12 protein-coding genes and 1 tRNA gene are annotated in these 18,996 nt (G+C 44.6%); 7 read left to right on the top strand and 6 right to left on the bottom strand.

Translation table 11 applies throughout. The features are described from left to right. Positions 1–119 precede the first annotated feature (119 nt). The 3 genes from P2W76_RS03720 to lpdA all read right to left on the bottom strand — a co-directional run bounded on the left by P2W76_RS03720 (position 120) and on the right by lpdA (position 2,774). Entirely contained in the window at positions 120–962 is an 843-nt protein-coding gene (locus P2W76_RS03720; RefSeq protein WP_276346153.1) for an MBL fold metallo-hydrolase, read from the bottom strand. A 1-nt stretch (position 963) separates the two neighbouring features. Continuing rightward, on the bottom strand, positions 964–1,293 hold the full coding sequence (locus tag P2W76_RS03715; protein WP_276346151.1) for a multidrug efflux SMR transporter: 330 nt from the start codon (positions 1,291–1,293) through the stop codon (positions 964–966). Positions 1,294–1,385: 92 nt separating this feature from the next. After that, entirely contained in the window at positions 1,386–2,774 is a 1,389-nt protein-coding gene (gene lpdA / locus P2W76_RS03710; protein ID WP_276346150.1) for a dihydrolipoyl dehydrogenase, read from the bottom strand. A gap of 354 nt (positions 2,775–3,128) precedes the next feature. Here lpdA and P2W76_RS03705 point away from each other — a divergent pair, with 354 nt between their 5' ends. Both P2W76_RS03705 and P2W76_RS03700 read left to right on the top strand, forming a co-directional pair. Further along, entirely contained in the window at positions 3,129–6,434 is a 3,306-nt protein-coding gene (locus P2W76_RS03705) for a carboxypeptidase regulatory-like domain-containing protein (protein ID WP_276346148.1), read from the top strand. A 135-nt stretch (positions 6,435–6,569) separates the two neighbouring features. After that, entirely contained in the window at positions 6,570–8,780 is a 2,211-nt protein-coding gene (locus P2W76_RS03700; protein WP_276346147.1) for a S46 family peptidase, read from the top strand. Positions 8,781–8,857: 77 nt separating this feature from the next. On the opposite strand, the gene P2W76_RS03695 is transcribed toward P2W76_RS03700, so the two are convergent. Beyond that, positions 8,858–10,039 carry an AIR synthase related protein gene (locus P2W76_RS03695; protein ID WP_276346146.1) on the bottom strand — a complete coding sequence of 394 codons (1,182 nt, stop codon included), beginning with the start codon at positions 10,037–10,039 and terminating at the stop codon, positions 8,858–8,860. Positions 10,040–10,617: 578 nt separating this feature from the next. Continuing rightward, the gene (locus P2W76_RS03690) at positions 10,618–12,792 is read right to left on the bottom strand and encodes a glutamine synthetase III (RefSeq protein WP_276346144.1); all 2,175 of its coding nucleotides are present in this window, start codon (positions 12,790–12,792) and stop codon (positions 10,618–10,620) included. A 325-nt stretch (positions 12,793–13,117) separates the two neighbouring features. On the opposite strand from P2W76_RS03690, the gene purL reads away from it, so the two are divergent. From purL to fbp, 4 genes are all read left to right on the top strand, one after another. After that, positions 13,118–15,340: a phosphoribosylformylglycinamidine synthase subunit PurL gene (gene purL / locus P2W76_RS03685; protein ID WP_276346143.1), complete on the top strand. Its 2,223-nt coding sequence runs from the start codon at positions 13,118–13,120 to the stop codon at positions 15,338–15,340. Positions 15,341–15,424: 84 nt separating this feature from the next. Next, positions 15,425–16,138: a methyltransferase gene (locus P2W76_RS03680; protein ID WP_276346142.1), complete on the top strand. Its 714-nt coding sequence runs from the start codon at positions 15,425–15,427 to the stop codon at positions 16,136–16,138. 6 nt (positions 16,139–16,144) lie between these two features. Further along, the gene (locus P2W76_RS03675) at positions 16,145–16,639 is read left to right on the top strand and encodes a metallophosphoesterase family protein (RefSeq protein WP_276346141.1); all 495 of its coding nucleotides are present in this window, start codon (positions 16,145–16,147) and stop codon (positions 16,637–16,639) included. A gap of 21 nt (positions 16,640–16,660) precedes the next feature. Beyond that, positions 16,661–17,731, top strand: a complete 1,071-nt coding sequence (gene fbp, locus P2W76_RS03670) for a class 1 fructose-bisphosphatase (RefSeq protein WP_276346140.1) — start codon at positions 16,661–16,663, stop codon at positions 17,729–17,731. Between the two features lie 323 nt (positions 17,732–18,054). Here the strand turns inward: fbp and rnhA are convergent, their stop codons facing one another. Continuing rightward, positions 18,055–18,522 (bottom strand): ribonuclease HI, encoded by a 468-nt coding sequence (gene rnhA / locus P2W76_RS03665; RefSeq protein WP_276346139.1) that lies wholly within the window; start codon positions 18,520–18,522, stop codon positions 18,055–18,057. 164 nt (positions 18,523–18,686) lie between these two features. On the opposite strand from rnhA, the gene P2W76_RS03660 reads away from it, so the two are divergent. After that, a tRNA-His gene (locus P2W76_RS03660) sits at positions 18,687–18,760 on the top strand. Positions 18,761–18,996: the final 236 nt, after the last annotated feature.

The raw sequence follows: 18,996 nt of genomic DNA, 5'->3' as shown, positions 1-18,996 counted from the left end.
TTAGGTATTAGGTGTTAGGTGTTAGGTATAGGGTATTAGGAAACTTGCCAGGTTACCAAATATCTATAAGCCATACGCTGACCGCCCAGACTTATAACGTAAAACGTATAACGTACAACTCAAATATCCCCCAACCTGAAGGTATCCTTAACCCGGATGCCTTTTTCTGTGTCCTGAAGTGTGCAGCATTCGTTTACCGGGTCATGCTCCAGGTACAGAATATAGTCGTTTTTTACCGCTTCTTCCAGGAACTTTTTCTTTTCATCCAGCGTTTTCATCGGGAACATATCATAGGCCATTACGTAGGGCAGGGGGATATGACCTACCGAGGGCAACAAATCGGCCATGTACAAGACGGTTCGGCCCTTGTAGCTGATCTGCGGTAACATCATAGCGTCGGTGTGGCCGTAGGCAAACCGGATAGAAATATTATCTGTGAATGTAACGCCGTCCTCATTATCGACGAATTTCAATTGCCCGCTCTCCTGGATCGGGAGTATATTTTCTTTCAGGAAAGACGCTTTCTCCCTTGCGTTAGGTAATATAGCCCACTCCCAGTGTGCACGGTTGCTCCAGAAGGTGGCATTTTTGAAGGCAGGGGACAAGTTTCCATCAGCATCTCTCTCAATAGATCCTCCGCAATGGTCAAAATGCAGATGCGTTAGAAAAACGTCAGTGATGTCGTTCTTTGTAAAACCGTGGCTGGCCAGAGACTTCTCTAAAGTATCATCACCGTGCAGATAGTAGTGCTTGAGAAACTTCTCATCCTGCTTTTCACCGATGCCGTTGTCCACAAGTATCAGGCGCTCGCCATCCTTAATAAGAAGACAGCGCATCGCCCAGGTGCACAGATTATTTTCATCTGCAGGATTGGTTTTTTGCCAGATAGATTTAGGAACAACGCCAAACATCGCACCGCCATCCAATTTGAAGTATCCGGCATTTATAGTATATAGTTCCATATCAGTGCTTGGTCGAAACCTTAAGTCCAATAATTGATGATATCAACAGAAAAAGAAAGAACATTCTCCAGAAATCCGTCGGCTCTTTAAAAAGAATTATCCCGGCAACGACAGAGCCTACTGCACCAATACCTGCCCATACAGCATAAGAGGTTCCCATAGGCAATGTCTTGGACGCAAGAAAAAGCATGTACATGCTTACCGAAACACTTATCAGGAACCCCAATATCCACAGCCAGAACTCCGTGCCGGAAGCATTCTTTGCTTTACCCAGACAACTGGTAAAGGCTACTTCGAAAAGTCCGCCGATTATGAGATAGATCCAGGGCATAGGAGTTGAGAGTTGAAAACTGAAAACTGAAAGCTGAAAACTGAAGGGTAGGCGTCTAATATTTCAGTTTCCAGTTTTCAGCTTTCAGTTATTTATAAATGAATTACCTCCCCATAAGCATCAGCGGCTGCTTCCATGATAGCTTCGCTCATAGTAGGGTGAGGGTGAACCGTTTTAACAATGTCCATACCTGTCGTTTCCAGCTTACGCGCTACGACAACTTCGGCGATCATCTCGGTAACGTTGGCGCCGATCATATGCGCTCCGAGGAATTCTCCGTATTTGGCATCAAAGATCACCTTTACAAAGCCATCCTTGGCGCCGGCTGCACTGGCCTTTCCTGAAGCTGAGAATGGGAATTTACCCACCTTGACTTCATATCCGGCTTCTTTCGCCGCTTTCTCAGTATATCCTACTGAGGCGATCTCCGGTGAGCAATAAGTACATCCGGGGATATTATTATAGTTTAGCGGCTCAGGGTGGTGTCCGGCAATTTTCTCCACACAGATGATCCCTTCTGCAGAGGCTACGTGTGCCAGGGCCTGGCCTTTCACAATATCCCCGATTGCATACACCCCATCGATATTTGTTTTATAAAAATCGTCGACGGTCACGCGGCCTTTATCAACTTTTACGCCCACTTCTTCAAGACCTATATTTTCAATGTTCGGGGTAACGCCAACTGCAGAAAGTACGATATCACATTCAATCATTTCTGTTCCGGCGGCCGACTTAACCTGCACTTTGCATGTTTTGCCCGAAGAATCAACGGACTCCACATTGGCACCCGTCATAATACTGATACCGGCTTTTTTAAGACTGCGAAGCAACTGTTTTGATACATCTTCGTCTTCAACCGGAACAATATTGTCCAGATATTCAACGATTGTTACCTTAGTACCTATGGCATTGTAGAAATAGGCGAACTCGACTCCAATCGCTCCGGATCCAACAACGACCATACTCTTGGGCTGCTCAGGCAGAGACATCGCCTGGCGGTACCCGATAACTTTTTTACCATCTTGCTTTAAGTTCGGCAATTCCCTTGAACGCCCTCCCGTAGCCAGAATAATATGCTTTGCTGTGTACTCGGCTGCTTTTCCGTCAGCGCCTTTAACCTCAACCTTGTTGCCTTTTTTAATCTTGCCGGTTCCCATGATCACTTCGATCTTGTTCTTCTTCATCAGAAACTGAACACCTTTACTCATTCCGTCAGCTACACCACGACTTCTTTTAATAATAGATTCGAAGTCAGCTTCCGACCCCTGAACTTTAATGCCATAATCAGCGGCGTGTGTGATGTATTCAAAAACATTGGCACTTTTTAGCAAAGCCTTTGTTGGAATACAACCCCAGTTCAGGCAAATACCCCCAAGAGATTCACGTTCAACTATTGCAACTTTTAGTCCCAATTGTGATGCGCGAATCGCAGCTACATACCCCCCCGGGCCGCTTCCTATGATTATAATGTCGTAGTTCATATTTCTTATTTGTGATGTATAGACAAATCCATGGCAAACTTAGATAATTTGTTTTATATGGGCAATTGGAAATGAGCTATGAGCAACGAGCAATGAGCAATGAGTCATGGGCTTTTTCGCTGCATCATTACTAATGCTGAAGTATAGTCATTTTCAAGAAGCTCACAGCTCACAACCCACAGCCCATAACCCAAAATGTGGAAAAAAATTACAGCACCCATTATTATAGGAATGTGTAAATCAGCATATTTAATATTATCTTAACATTGAAAATGTTACAGAACAGAAAATGCTCATTATCTTTGCGGCGATTTCAATAACCAATTAAAACAATCTCACATTAAAGGAAAATTTATGAAGAAGTTTTTACTCTTTACACTTGTTGTATTGCTTGGTGCGTTAAGCGCAGATGCACAGGTAACAACGAGTAGTTTAACGGGTACTATTCGTGATTCACAGGAAACACTTATAGGAGCAACCGTTAAAGCTACGCACCTCCCTACAGGAACTGTTTACGGTTCTTCTACGGGCGCGGATGGCAGGTTTAATATTCCCAATATGCGTGTTGGTGGACCTTATACAGTCGATATCACGTACGTAGGTTACAAAACAGAATCTTTCAGCGGTCTGATGTTAAAACTGGGAGAGCCTTATCAGCTTAATGTTACTATGACTGCCTCCGGCAGGGAACTGCAGGAAGTAGTGATCACAGCTTCTGATCCGAATTCTGTGTTAAATGCAGATAGAACTGGCGCTACAACTAACCTTGGAAGGGCACAGATCGCATCAGTGCCAACTATTTCCAGGGGATTGAATGACCTGACTAAATTTACCCCTCAGGCATCTTCAACCAATTCGAATGGTCCTTCAATAGGTGGTGGTAACTATCGTCAGAATAACTTTACGGTAGATGGTTCAGACTTTAATAACCAGTTTGGTATCGGCGGTAACCTTCCGGCGGGCGGTTCTCCAATTTCACTGGACGCTATCGAGGAGATTGCTATCAGTGTTGCCCCTTTTGATGTGAGATTATCTGGCTTTACAGGTGCATCGATCAATGCAGTAACCCGTTCGGGTAGAAATGATTTCTTCGGTGGTGCCTTCCTTAACTTCAGAAATGAAGGCTACCAGGGAGATAAAGTTGATGGCAACAGGATAACTCTGGGCTCGATCGACGTAAGACAGGTGGGCGCCAGTTTTGGTGGTCCGATCATCAAGAACAAGGTTTTCTTCTTCGCCAATGTTGAACGTCAGGATCAGGTTACCCCGGGTTCCACACGTGTCGCAGCAACAGCATCAACACCTTTCGGAGGTACGAATACTAACGTTGCAAGACCTACCGCAGGCGAGCTCGACGCCATCCGGAATTATTTAATTAATACTTACGGTTACAATCCGGGTGTTTACCAGGGATATAGTAATAAAGCAAACAATTATAAGTTCCTGGCCCGTTTGGACTGGAACATTAACAATAATCACCGTTTTAACATCCGTTATAACCAGGTGGAAAGTAAATCATCCAACCCAACCAGTACTTCAACAACCGGTACCGGCTGGACGTTCCCGAACAACGGCGGCCGCGGATCTATTCAGCATTTGGGTTTCAGTAATTCAACTTATTACCAGGATGCCAACCAATATTCCCTGGCAAGTGAATTGACTTCTTCTTTTGGCTCTAAAGTGTCAAACAGTTTAAGGGCCAGTTTTACTCATCAGAACGACCCAAGAAGCTCTGATAGTGAGGTATTCCCTTTAGTTGATATCATGAAGGATGGTATGGCGTTTACAACCTTTGGTTATGAGCCTTTTACCTACGGCAACCTTAGGGATGTAAAAACAACTTCAATCACCGATAACTTAACGCTCAACCTTGGTGCTCACGAACTTACTTTAGGAGCGCAGGCAGATTTCAGCACTACACAGAACGGATTCCAGCGTTTCGGAACTGGTGCATATCGCTACAATTCATGGGCTGATTTCGTAAACGGAGCAAAACCAAACGATTATGCAATAACATATTCACTATCTCCGGGTTATGCACAGGCGTTCCCAACGTTTAAGTACCAGCAATATTCCGCTTACCTTCAGGATGCCTTTAACGTGGGTGAAAAGTTAAAATTAACTGCCGGACTGCGTGCAGAACTGACCACTTACCCGGATGTTCCTGAAATTAAGACTCATCCTTTGGTAGCTCCGCTTACTTTCGCAAATGGTGTAAAATACGACACGGGAGTATTACCTGACCAACGTATTCTTTGGTCGCCACGCTTTGGTTTCAACTATGATGTTAAGGGAGACCGTTCTTTACAATTCAGAGGTGGTACCGGTATTTTCACCACAAAGGTTCCTTTTGTATGGATCGTTGCCCAATCTGGGGATGCTGGTCTGATCCAGTTTACGCAGGCTTATAACGGAACTGCAAATACTCCTGGCGTGTTCAGCCCGAACATCAGGCAGTACCTTCCGGCAACGCCGCCATCAGCCGGAACGTCCATACCAGCTACTTTGAGTGCAATGGATCCTAGTTTCAGATTCCCGAAAACATGGAAAAGCAGTTTAGCGGTAGACGCGACATTGCCGTGGGGTATTACCGGAACGCTTGAAGGACTTTACAACAGGGAATTGAATATTGCTAAGGGTATTCACGTTAACCTTGTAGCTCCTACGGCCCTGAATATTGCCGGCTACCCGGATCACCGCCCGATCTATCCAAATGCAAACGTCGATAGGTACATTAACAAGCTTACTTCTACAGGACAGCCAAGCGCTACTGCAACCGGTGCATTTAACCCGATATATCTTAGCAATGCTGATGAAGGCCACTCATGGTTCATCACAGCAACGCTTAGCAAGAACTTTGGTCGCGGCCTTTATGCAACGGCATCGTACACCAGAAGTGAAGACCGTAAGCTTTACGACGGACAGGGAGATCAACTTCTTAATACCTGGTCATTAAACAATAACTCCAACACAGGAAATGATCCTGGATTGGCACCAGGGTTAAACAGTCTTCCTCACCGTGTGATTGGAAGTGTCTCCTTGAGAAAAGAATATGTTAAGAATTTCGCTACAAACATTTCGCTATTCTTTGAAGCAGCGCACCAGGGCAGATTCTCTTACACCTATTCAACTGACTTTAACCGCGACGGCCAGCCTAATGACCTGATCTACATTCCTAAAGATCCCAGCGAGATTACTTTTGTTGCCCGTAATGCTTCAGGTGCGACACCTGCATATACTGCACAGCAGCAAAGTGACGCGTTCTTTGCTTACATCGAACAGGATGATTACCTGAGGAAAAATAAAGGTAAGTATGCTGAGCGTAATGCCGGTATACAGCCATGGAGAAGTCAGGTAGATGTTCGTATCGCACAGGAAATATTCAAAGATTTTGGAAAGACAAAGAATTCCGTTCAGTTCACTCTTGACATCCTGAATTTCGGAAATCTTTTAAACAGCGCATGGGGTAATGTTAATTTTACCAAATCTGCCGGTATCCTGATCCCTACAAACGTGTCAGCTTTAACTCCGACAGGAGTACGCCCTACATTCCAGATGAACGTGTTTGATAATAAACTTGTAGATAGTTCTTTTGGAACTACTCAAAGCTTTTTGTCGACCTATTACATGCAGTTCGGTTTCCGTTATAGTTTCCAATAAAGAAGCCTGGATCAATTTTACAAAAAGACCCACCCGCAAGGTGGGTTTTTTTGTATCCAAAATTTTAGCCTCATTGTGAAACATTTAGCTCTCCTGTCGCTTATATTTGCGGCAACCAATTAATAAATCAATTTTATGAACAGATTAAAATACGCGGTAGCATTGCTGTTGGTATTTGCTATGGGTTTAACTAACCTGGCAAAAGCCGATGAAGGAATGTGGCTGCCCATGCTCATAGGTAAGAATTATGAGCAGATGAAAAAGCAGGGATTTAAGTTAACGCCTGAAGACCTCTATAGCGTTAATAAAGCAAGTATAAAAGACGCCATAGTTTCCTTTGGAGGCTTTTGTACCGGCGAGATCGTTTCAAAGAACGGCCTGATCTTTACTAACCATCATTGCGGATACGATGCCGCCGCCTCTAATTCAACTCCTGAGAATAACATCCTGGACAATGGATTTTACGCGAAGTCTTACCAGGAGGAAAAGCCTATTTCCGGCTTATTTGTTCGTTTCCTGGTACGTATGGAAGATGTAACCCCGAAAGTGATGGCCGCCCTTGCTGGTGTCGACGAAAAGGGCAGGGCAGCAAAGATCGCTGAAATAAGCAAGCAGATATCAGCCGATGTCACGGCAGGGACTACAATGGAAGCTGATGTGCGTGATGTGTACAAAGCAAACCAGTTTTTACTCTTCGTTTATGAACGCTTCAATGATATCCGCCTCGTGGGTATCCCGCCGCAGTCGATAGGAAAATTCGGCGGCGATACAGATAACTGGGAGTGGCCGCGTCATACCGGTGATTTTTCGGTTTTCCGTGTATACGCTGACGCTAACAACAAAGCGGCTGCATATTCTGCAAGCAATAAACCCTATACACCCAAAAAATCTCTTCCTGTTTCTATCAAGGGGGTAAAGAACGGCGACTTTGCAATGGTTTATGGTTTTCCGGGCCGTACCGACCGCTACCTGACATCCTATGGTGTTCAGACTGCTACAGAACGGTCGAACCCTACGATTGTAAAGCTTCGCGACATCCGCCTGAAAGCATGGAAAGAAGAGATGGACAAAAACGTTGATGTGCGTCTTAAGATGTCTTCCCAGTATGCAAGCATTGCTAATTACTGGAAATACTATATCGGACAGACGGAACAGTTAAAGCGGCTGAAGATCTATGAAAGTAAACAAAAGGAAGAAGCTGCTTTTACAGCATGGGCCGCTTCCAATCCGGAGATCGCTAACCTGATGTCGCAATATAAGACAGCTTATGATGCGTATGATCCTTACGCGGTGCACTATACTTACGTCAACGAAGGTTTATTAGCCTCTCCGTGGGTCAGGAATGCTTCCCAGTTCGGCGCACTGATCAACGCTATGAATTCCCGCAAGGACGATGCCGCCTATATTAAACAGGTAAGTACGAATCTGAATAATATGGTCAGTAACTACGAAAAGACTTATCTCGAGAGCGCAGATAAGAAGATCTTTGCACAGGTGCTGACCGGTTTTTATACGGACGTGCCTAAATCTCAGCATCCTAAGTTCATTACCCTGATCGTGGAAGATTACTGGAAAGGTTCACCGCAGGCAACTTTCGAGAATTATGCAGATTACTTATGGAAGAACAGCAACCTGATTGACCCCGTTAAGCTGAGGGCATTCCTGAATAATCCTTCCCTGGAAGCGCTGGAAAAAGATCCGGGCTACAAGTATGCAGTCAACCTGGTGCCGGCAGATTATGTAAAAAATAACTTCGGCACTGTGCTCAGCGATTTCCAGGCAACAAAAACACGCCTCGATAACCTGTACCTCAAAGCCTTGCTTGAGAAAAATAAAGGCGCACTGATCTATCCTGATGCCAATTCCACCATGCGGATCAGCTATGGCCAGGTACAGAACTATAGCCCCAAAGACGGCATTACCTACAATGTGACTACTACCATCGATGGCATGATCGCCAAATACCAGCCGGGTGATGATGAATTTGACCTACCTCAATCGCTTCTTGACGCTTACGCGAAACGCGATTTCAGGGAGTACGGCGAAAATGGTACCCTTATCGTTGGTTTTATCAGCAATAACGATATTACCGGCGGAAACTCCGGATCGCCTGTATTGAACGGCGATGGCGAACTGATAGGTTTGGCATTTGACGGTAACTGGGAAGCAATGAGCGGCGATATTGCGTTCGATAAGCAGTATAAACGAACTATTTCTGTAGATGCAAGGTTCGTACTTTGGTGTATCGATGTTCTTGGCGGCGCTAAAAATATCATCAACGAATTGGATATCAGAAGGAACAAATTACCGGTACCTAAGGATAAGCTGATTATGAAGAAGAAGTGATCTTGACCAGTGACCAGTAATCAGACGCCTAGTCTTTCCAGACCGGGAACTGAACACTGGTTACTGAACACTAATTACTAAAACTGATAAACAAACTCCCCGTACTCCGATCTTATCGTCACCTGTTTCTTCTCTGCTTTCTCAACTCTTCCTACAATCTGCGCTTCTACGTTGAAATCCTGTGAGGTATCAATAATATATTGCGCAATCTTCTCAGGAACATAGAATTCCATCCGGTGCCCCATATTAAATACTTTATACATTTCCTTCCAGTCCGTGCCGGATTGGTCATGGATCAGCTTAAAGAGTTCCGGGACAGGCAGGAGATTGTCTTTAATAATATGAAGGTTATCGATGAAGTGCAGGATCTTTGTCTGCGCACCGCCGCTGCAATGAACCATTCCGTGTATTTCTGAACGGTATTTATCCAGTATCTTCTTTACAACCGGCGCGTAGGTGCGGGTAGGAGACAAGACCAGTTTTCCCGCTGTAACGGCACCTGCTCCGCGTATGCTTATTTCGTCTGTCAGCTTTTTGCCGCCAGCAAATATTAGTTCATAAGGTACCGCAGGGTCATAGCTCTCAGGATATTTTTCGGCAACATATTTATGGAAAACATCATGCCGGGCAGAAGTAAGCCCGTTCGAACCCATACCACCGTTGTATTCGTTTTCATAGCTTGCCTGCCCGTATGAAGATAATCCGACTATCACGTCACCCGGCTGGATCTTATCGTTCGAAATGATCTCCGAGCGCTCCATCCGGCAGGTCACAGTAGAATCTACGATGATCGTTCTTACAATGTCACCGACATCAGCAGTCTCACCGCCCGTAGAATAAATACCGATGCCGAGCTCTCTAAGGTCTTTTAAAATATCTTCGGTTCCATTAATGATCTCGGCAATAACTTCCCCCGGGATAAGGTTCTTGTTACGGCCAATCGTAGACGACAATAAAATGTTATCCGTGGCCCCAACGCAAAGAAGATCGTCCAGGTTCATGATAATAGCATCCTGTGCTATTCCTCTCCATACAGAAATATCTCCGGTCTCTTTCCAATACACATAAGCCAGTGAGGACTTTGTGCCCGCGCCATCTGCATGCATAATATTGCAATACGCATCATCCTTACCCAATATGTCAGGTATGATCTTGCAAAAAGCCTTTGGGAAAATTCCTTTGTCTATGTTCTTGATGGCATTGTGCACATCTTCTTTATCAGCAGAAACGCCGCGCTGGTTGTATTTGAGATTGGACATCGGGTGCAAAATTAGTGAAATGTTGTTAGTTGTCACTGAATTTGGAAAATTGCATAAAAATTTCTATCTTCAATTTCATTTCCCGGGTGAATCATCCCGCAGTCAATTAACTTTAAGTTAATTTATCCAGCAATCATTTGTTGGTTTTAATCCATCCCTTATTTTAACTTTAGCTTCTTTACCAATGCTTCGGGAACGCTAGGAGATTCCTTCGTATTTGGTTCGACACAGTTCCGGGAAAGTTCCGAGACAGTTCCGGGAAGGCTTCGGGAAATCATCGAATGTGTCCCGGATCTTTCCCGGATCTTTCGCTGATCCTTATAGAACCAGATACGAACGATTCTGCCCCGAGTCTCGAAGCCCGTGCCTGGAAAATTAAGATTGATTTTTTGGTAAAATGAGGAAGAGGACTCTTCCTGAGTTTCGTTAAACGAAAGTAATCAAATTTTATCGTTTTAGAAAATAGAATAAATTTTTATCTCTGATAAGTATATACTTAACACAGGCTGGAAACATAGTTAGCCAACAAAAAAGCCCCGCTTTGAAGCGGGGCCTGTCTTGATTCTTGACTCTTGATACTATTTAATAAACAACAGCTCTCTGAACTTCGGTAACGGCCATTTAGCATCATCTACCAATTGCTCCAGTTTGTCAACGTGGTAACGGATAGGGTCGAAATAAGATTTTACGTTTTCATCGTAAGCGATAGCCTTATCCCTGACATCTTCGATGTTGTTGGCTTTCTTACGCTCATCGATCATCTTTCTATTGTTGGTTTTAATAAAGTTAACGTGCTCAGATATCTTCTTGATAATACCCATCTGTGCTTCGTAAGTGTCTGCGCTGAGGCCGATATCTTTTAGACCTTTTACGTTCTCGATAAGAGAGGTCTGATATCTGATAGCGGTCGGGATGATCACGTTATCAACCAGCTCACCCATAACCCTTGCTTCGATCTGAAGTTTCTTGAAATAGCTTTCAAGCAAGATCTCGTGGCGTGCATGTGACTCACGTTTAGTGAATACACCTGTTTCTTCAAATAATTTATCAGTTTTAGGATCCAGCAGAACGTCTAAAGCTTTCGGAGTAGTTTTGATATTGCTCAATCCTCTCTTTTCTGCTTCCTGTGCCCACTCATCACTATATCCGTTTCCTTCAAACCTGATGGCTTTAGATTCCTTAATATAGCGTTTGATAACCGTCATTAAAGCAACATCTTTTTTATCGCCTTTTTTGATAAGCTTATCCACCTCAGTTTTGAACTTGTTCAACTGATCAGCAACGATAAGATTCAAAACGGTCATTGGATTGGCAGAGTTTGCTGACGATCCAACAGCGCGGAGCTCGAATTTGTTGCCGGTGAAGGCAAGGGGCGACGTACGGTTACGGTCGGTATTATCTAAAAGGATCTGAGGAACTTTTGGAATGCTGGTCCATAATGCCGGTTCCTGCTTCATCTTCGAAGTTACTCTTGAACTTTCGATCTCATCTAACAGGTCGTTCAGCTGGCTTCCCAGGAACATGGAAATAATTGCCGGCGGAGCTTCGTTAGCGCCGAGCCGGTGATCATTATTGACAGACGCAATTGATGCCCTCAGCAGGTCTGAATACTCATAAACTGCCCTGATGGTATTTACAAAAAACGTAAGGAACATCAGGTTGTTTTTTGGAGTTTTACCCGGTGCAAGAAGGTTTTTACCTGTATTAGTAATTAATGACCAGTTATTATGCTTACCCGATCCATTGATGCCTGCATACGGCTTCTCATGCAATAGCACTTTAAAGTTATGACGGCGCGCAACTTTATCCATCAGATCCATTAACAATGAATTGTGGTCGATCGCAAGGTTTATTTCTTCATAGATAGGAGCACACTCAAATTGAGATGGTGCAACTTCATTATGACGGGTTTTTAAAGGAATGCCCAATTTGATAGATTCGATCTCAAGCTCCTGCATATAAGCAAGAACACGGTCAGGAATAGAACCGAAGTAATGATCATCCAGCTGCTGGTTTTTAGCAGACATGTGACCAAATAAGGTTCTGCCTGTCAGGTAAAGATCCGGACGGGCATTAAATAAGGCCAGATCAACAAGGAAATACTCTTGCTCAATACCTAAGGATGCATTTACTTTCTCAATAGCTTTGTCGAAGTACTGTGCAACACCAACTGCTGCCTTGTCCATCACGCTTAAGGCCTTTAATAAAGGAGCTTTAAAATCGAGTGCTTCGCCTGTATAAGAAACGAAAACTGTTGGGATACATAAGGTACTTCCCATAATGAAAGCAGGAGATGACGGATCCCAGGCTGTATAACCACGAGCCTCGAATGTACTGCGGATACCTCCATTAGGAAAACTTGATGCATCCGGCTCTTGCTGAGATAAAGCCTCACCGGAAAATTTATCTAAACCTTGGCCGTCAGATCCTGGCTCAAAAAACGAATCGTGTTTCTCGGCAGTCGATCCTGTAAGGGGCTGAAACCAATGCGTATAATGCGAAGCTCCTTTAGACATAGCCCATGACTTCATAGCTGTAGCAACCTGTTCTGAGATGGCCCTGTCTATGGGTGTGCCAGATTCGATAGAGTGCTCAATGCTATTGAACGCTTCTTTCGATAAGCTGTCTTTCATCTTCTTTAGATTAAAGACGTTTACATTAAAATAATCAGACGGTTTGCCTGAAGGACACTTTACTTCAGGAGTTGTTCTGGAAAGAACTGCATTTAGTGCTTGAAATCTTAAAGATGACATCGTTTTGCTCAGTTTTAATTAAATTTTCGATAAAAATAGTGTTTTGCTGTGAAAATGAAAGCTAATTATTGAAATTTTCGTTAAGTTTTAACTTTTTTGGTTAAAAAAACATAATTTTCTAGCTGTAAGTTATAGGTTGTAACGTTTTACGTTTGCTAAGCTTAGCAATAACGGGAGATTTAAAACGAGGCTGCTCACCAAAACTCAGGGCTCAGAACTTAACCACGTTTGACTTTCCGTGCCCCAACGTAAAACGTACAACGTAAAACGTATAACTTTCCTTCCTTTTTCCTACTTTTGACCTTCCCAACAAAAAACCGATACTTTGGAAAATCAGCAATTAACTACCTTAGAAACCGCAAAAGATCTTGGCCTTCTTCCTGACGAGTTTGACAGAATAAAAGAAATTTTAGGGCGCACGCCGAATTTTACTGAACTCTCTATTTTCTCAGTGATGTGGAGCGAGCATTGCTCATATAAGAATTCAATTACGTGGCTTAAAACACTGCCTAAAGATGGTCCGCGCATGCTGGCAAAAGCGGGTGAAGAGAACGCAGGTATGGTCGACCTCGGTGATAATATTGCCTGTGTATTCAAAATAGAGTCCCATAATCACCCTTCGGCATTGGAACCTTATCAAGGTGCTGCAACAGGGGTTGGGGGCATTAACCGTGATATATTTACTATGGGAGCACGTCCCATTGCCCAGCTTAATTCCCTGCGTTTCGGTGATCCGGAGCAGGACCGTACCAAATGGCTAATTAAAGGTGTTGTTAAAGGCATTGGCGATTACGGAAATGCCTTTGGTATCCCGACGGTTGGCGGCGAATTGTTCTTTGACGAGTGCTATAATGTAAATCCCCTGGTTAATGCGATGTCGGCCGGGATCGTTAAACCAGGCGAAACCGTATCCGCAACCTCATACGGAGTGGGTAACCCGGTATATATCGTAGGGTCTTCAACAGGTAAAGATGGAATCCACGGTGCAGCATTTGCTTCTAAGAATATAACTGAAGATTCAATAAATGACCTGCCGGCCGTTCAGGTTGGAGATCCTTTTCAGGAAAAACTTCTCCTGGAAGCAACCCTGGATGTGATCAAAACAGGCGCAGTAGTAGGTATGCAGGACATGGGAGCTGCGGGCATTATTTGCTCCAATTCTGAAATGTCGGCCAAGGGCGAGCATGGGATGAGAATAGATCTTGACCTGGTGCCGATGCGCCAGGAGAACATGAAGCCTTTCGAGATCTTGTTGTCAGAATCACAGGAGCGGATGCTTATCGTTGTTGAAAAGGGAAGGGAAAAAGATGTGGAGGCAGTATTCGACCGCTGGGACCTGAATTGTGTGATCATCGGCGAGGTGACTGACACCAAACGTCTCCAATACTTTATGAACGGCGAACTTGTAGCTGACGTACCGGCTGACGACCTTGTTCTTGGAGGTGGTGCACCGGTGTACAAAAGGGAATTTAAGGAACCCGCATATTTCCAGGAGAACCTTAAATTCAATATTGACGATGTTAAAGAACCTTCAGATCTTAAAGCTGTTGCCGAACACCTGGTTGCTCATCCTAATATAGCTTCGAAACGATGGGTTACCGATCAGTACGATTCAATGGTTGGTACGGCTACTATGACGACAAACAGGCCAAGCGATGCTGCCGTAGTAAGTGTTAAGGGCACTGATAAGGCTATAGCGTTAACTGTAGACTGTAATTCGCGCTATGTGTATGCAGATCCGGAAAAAGGCTGCGCAATTGCAGTAGCTGAGGCGGCGCGTAACATTACCTGCGCCGGAGGCGAGCCGGTAGCAATTACCAATTGCCTGAATTTTGGAAATCCATACGTTCCGGAAGTTTACTGGCAGTTTGTGGGTGCCATAAAAGGAATGGGCGCAGCCTGTACAAAATTCGAAACCCCGGTAACCGGCGGTAACGTGAGTTTTTATAACCAGTCGTCAGACGAAGGACCAGTATTTCCTACACCAACAATAGGCATGCTGGGAGTGCTTGATAACCTGGATACGTTTATGACTTCCGACTTTAAACAAGCCGGCGATCTTATCTATCTGATAGGAGAGAGCGTGAACGATATCGCTTCTTCACAATATCTTGCCTCGTTCCATAATATAACCGCCTGTCCGGCGCCGCATTTCGACCTGGACAAGGAATATGCGATGCACCAGGTTATCAAACAGCTTATCAGACAAAAGCTGATTGAGTCTGCTCATGATGTGTCTGACGGCGGGCTCTATATCGCTTTGCTGGAGTCATCGATGCCTAATAACCTCGGTTTCGATATCGAAACTGATTCAAGCCTTCGCAAAGACGCATTCCTTTTCGGAGAGGCGCAGGGCCGGGTTGTTGTGTCTGTGAAAGCTGAGAAGCAGGAAGAGTTTATCGAGCTTTTAGCGACATCAGAGACTGAATTCAGCCTTCTTGGAACTGTCAGCTCCGGAGAACTTTTTGTCGATCAGGCAAGCTTCGGACAAGTGAACGGATCGCAGTCAGTATACAACAACGTATTGCATAATATCCTCGGCGACTAAAGCCGCCTGCTGCAAGTCCTGCTTAAGTCGGCTAAGTATTAGGGAATTGTCTGGCAGCTTGCCGGTTGAACTTTCAGAAATTTGATGAGCAAGGTATTTCAATTCAAGCAGTTTAGCATTGATCAGACCAATTGCGGAATGAAGGTCAATACCGATGCTGCATTACTTGGTGCGATGGCCGATACGCGCAATGCCCTGGATATTCTTGAAATAGGTACGGGCACTGGAGTAATAGCACTGATGCTTGCTCAGCGAAGCCCTGCCGCGCGCATTGATGCCGTTGAGATAGACGAAGGTGCCGGTTTAACCGCTGCTTTAAACATTAGCAATTCTCCCTTTTCAAACCGGGTGAAGCTCATACAGTCGTCTTTTGAAGATCATTTGTCGGCCAATGCTGATAAAAAGTATGACCTTATCGTTTCGAATCCTCCGTATTTTATTAATTCGCTGAAGTCTGCGGAACCATCGAAGCTATTGGCCAGGCATACTAACGAGGATTTTTTCTCCAGTCTTATTTCGGGCGCATCCGGCCATTTAAAAACAGGGGGGCAACTGTATCTGATCCTGCCATTGGATACGGCCGACCTGGTAAAGCGGCTCCTGTTAGAAACGAAACTGCAGGTAAGTAAGAACATCTTCATTCATTCATTCCCTGAATCAAAACCTTACCGCTGTATTTTGGTTATAAGTCCGGAGCCTGGTGAAACTATCGACGAGAAATTCGTTATTTATGAAAGCCAGAATAACTACAGCGGGGAATATCGCAGCTTGTTAAAGGATTATCTGACCATATTCTAATTCGGTATGACCAAAATTGGTTTGATCTCAGATACTCATGGTTACCTTGACGATGCTGTATTTAAACATTTTGAAAGCTGTGATGAGATCTGGCATGCAGGCGACTTTGGCGACATCAGGGTGGCTGATGCACTTGCCGGCTTTAAACCGTTTAAAGGTGTGTATGGAAATATCGACGGGCAGGATATCAGGAGAGTCTACCCCCAACACCTGAAATTCAGGTGCGAAGAAGTTAAAGTATGGATGACGCATATCGGTGGTTATCCCGGGAAATATGATCTGAAGATCAGGAAGGAGATCCATCAGGATCCGCCCGGTTTATTTATTTGCGGGCACTCCCATATCTTAAAGGTTATGTACGACAAAAATATTGCTTGTTTACACTTAAATCCTGGCGCAGCCGGGAAATACGGTTGGCATAAAGTCCGTACATTGCTTCGATTTTGCATTTCTGACGAAAAAATACATAACTTAGACGTCATCGAATTAGCGAAGATATAATGTAATAAGTACACTAAGTATATGCAGGGACTTCTAACCTTAGGCCAATTTATAATAGAAAAACAGAGTGATTTTCCTTACGCAAAAGGGGAGCTGTCAAGATTGCTCAGAGATATCGGTATCGCCGCAAAGATTGTGAACCGCGAGGTGAATAAAGCTGGTCTGATGGATATCCTGGGTGATGTAGGCACGGTTAATATTCAGGGTGAAAACCAGAAAAAGCTGGATGTGTTTGCCAATGAGCAGTTCATCTCGGCTCTGACAAGCGGGGGAGAATGCTGTATTGTAGCTTCCGAGGAAAATGATGACTTTGTTCCTATCGACGCCGAGGTCTCTAAAAATGCTAAGTATATCGTTGCGATCGATCCGCTCGACGGCTCATCCAATATAGATGTAAATGTGGCAGTGGGTACGATCTTTTCCATTTACCGCCGGAAGTCTACAGACGGGAAGGCTACGCTGGAAGATGTTCTTCAAAACGGTACCGAACAGGTAGCCGCGGGGTACGTGATCTACGGATCTTCTACCATGCTCGTCTATACCACCGGAAAGGGGGTGAATGGGTTCACGTTAGATCCATCCATAGGAGAGTTCTGCCTGTCGCATCCCAACATGACCATACCAAAGGATGGCACCATTTATTCCCTGAACGAGGGCAACTATGTGCATTTTCCTGACGGTGTTAAGAAATATCTGAAGTATTGCCAGGTTGAGGATCAGCAGACCTCCCGGCCTTACACTTCCCGCTATATCGGCTCGATGGTGGCTGATGTTCACCGTAACATGATCAAGGGTGGTATATTTATTTATCCGACAACGTCGGGGGCGCCAAACGGGAAGCTCCGTCTTGTGTACGAATGCAATCCCATGGCCTTTATCATAGAGCAGGCGGGCGGACGGGCCACAGACGGTTATAACAGGATATGCGAAAAGGAAGTCAGTTCATTGCATCAGCGCTCTGCCATCTTTATAGGGTCCGAGAATATGGTGCTAAAAGCTGAAGAGTTCATGCGGCAATATTCTGCGCTAACCCCCGATGAGAAAGCTGAAAAGAAACTGGAGCAAATGGGGGTTATTGGTGGGATTGACTGAGGTATGAAGTATGAGGTATGAGGTATGAGGTATGAGGTCGGAAATGAGTTAGGAGCGGCTCTTCCCCGACTTGACTGGGGATTTCCTCCAGAGCAGATAGTGCTCGATTAACTGTGTCATTATCGTACTGAAGTAGGAGCGGCTCTTCCCCGACTTGACTGGGGATTTCCTCCAGAGCAGGTAGTACTCGATTAACTGTGTCATTATCGTAATGAAGTAGGAGCTGCTCTTCCCCGACTTGATCGGGGATCTCCTCCCCGGAGCAGGATCGAATTCGAGGCCGGTCCATCCTTACTCCTTACTCTTTGCTCCTGATTTCCTGCTTAAATTCCCAATTTCAATTCTTCCGTCTCGAAGACCTTATCAACCAATAGTTCCTTCTGTTTCCCGGCCAGCACGGCAAGTTCATCACATCGCTCATTTTCCGGATGACCGTTATGGCCGCGTATCCAGGTGAACTTTACTTTATGTAATTTATAAACGTCAAGAAAGCGCAGCCAGAGGTCTTTATTTTTCTTTCCTTTGAACCCGGTTTTTAACCAGCCGAAGACCCATTTCTTTTCTACAGAATCAATCACATATTTGGAATCGCAATAGATCATCACCTCCTGGCCCGGCTTCTTAATGCTTTCCAGGCCCTTTATCACCGCCAGGAGCTCCATGCGGTTATTGGTTGTTTTGCGGAAACCCTCTGAAATTTCTTTATAATGCTGCCCCGAACGGAGGATTACCCCGTAACCGCCGGGTCCGGGGTTACCGCTTGAAGCACCATCAGTATAAAGTTCAATCATTCCCTGGTCGTAATAAGTGGCAATAATACTGATTTTGTTTTAAGCAATGCAGGGCGGGACGGCGGATTCTGTATTTTTTAAAAGGATCAGAAATTATCGATTGGTAACGTGAAAAAAATTTGCAGAGTATCCTTAAATTCTTACTTTTGCATACACAAAAAACGGTGGCTGTAGCTCAGTTGGTTAGAGTATTGGTTTGTGGTGCCGAGGGTCGTGGGTTCGAGCCCCATCAGCCACCCCGTTAATGATAAGAGCAGCTCAGAGATGAGCTGCTTTTTTTTTATTTGGAAGTTCAAGCGTCTTCAAATGAAGTCGGCACTCGTAAGAATTACTCCTGATGTGCTTCCCGCTGCTAATCCGCCCCTTTTAACGGGCATATTGTAGATTTTACATTTCATTTTACATTTATTTACAACTGATCACCGGTTTTCGGAAGTATAACGTGCTAACTTCGTCATAAGTTATTCATTCATA

The sequence above is a fragment of the Daejeonella sp. JGW-45 genome, assembly GCF_029360805.1.
GTDB lineage: Bacteria > Bacteroidota > Bacteroidia > Sphingobacteriales > Sphingobacteriaceae > Daejeonella.
Note: the sequence above shows the minus strand (reverse complement) of the source record. Positions and strands in the feature narration are given on the sequence as shown.

Coding starts and splice junctions, on each gene's coding strand:
- P2W76_RS03720 (WP_276346153.1), bottom strand. CDS start 962: ATGGAACTATATACTATAAATGCCGGATACTTCAAATTGGATGGCGGT.
- P2W76_RS03715 (WP_276346151.1), bottom strand. CDS start 1,293: ATGCCCTGGATCTATCTCATAATCGGCGGACTTTTCGAAGTAGCCTTT.
- lpdA (WP_276346150.1), bottom strand. CDS start 2,774: ATGAACTACGACATTATAATCATAGGAAGCGGCCCGGGGGGGTATGTA.
- P2W76_RS03705 (WP_276346148.1), top strand. CDS start 3,129: ATGAAGAAGTTTTTACTCTTTACACTTGTTGTATTGCTTGGTGCGTTA.
- P2W76_RS03700 (WP_276346147.1), top strand. CDS start 6,570: ATGAACAGATTAAAATACGCGGTAGCATTGCTGTTGGTATTTGCTATG.
- P2W76_RS03695 (WP_276346146.1), bottom strand. CDS start 10,039: ATGTCCAATCTCAAATACAACCAGCGCGGCGTTTCTGCTGATAAAGAA.
- P2W76_RS03690 (WP_276346144.1), bottom strand. CDS start 12,792: ATGTCATCTTTAAGATTTCAAGCACTAAATGCAGTTCTTTCCAGAACA.
- P2W76_RS03680 (WP_276346142.1), top strand. CDS start 15,425: ATGAGCAAGGTATTTCAATTCAAGCAGTTTAGCATTGATCAGACCAAT.
- P2W76_RS03675 (WP_276346141.1), top strand. CDS start 16,145: ATGACCAAAATTGGTTTGATCTCAGATACTCATGGTTACCTTGACGAT.
- fbp (WP_276346140.1), top strand. CDS start 16,661: ATGCAGGGACTTCTAACCTTAGGCCAATTTATAATAGAAAAACAGAGT.
- rnhA (WP_276346139.1), bottom strand. CDS start 18,522: ATGATTGAACTTTATACTGATGGTGCTTCAAGCGGTAACCCCGGACCC.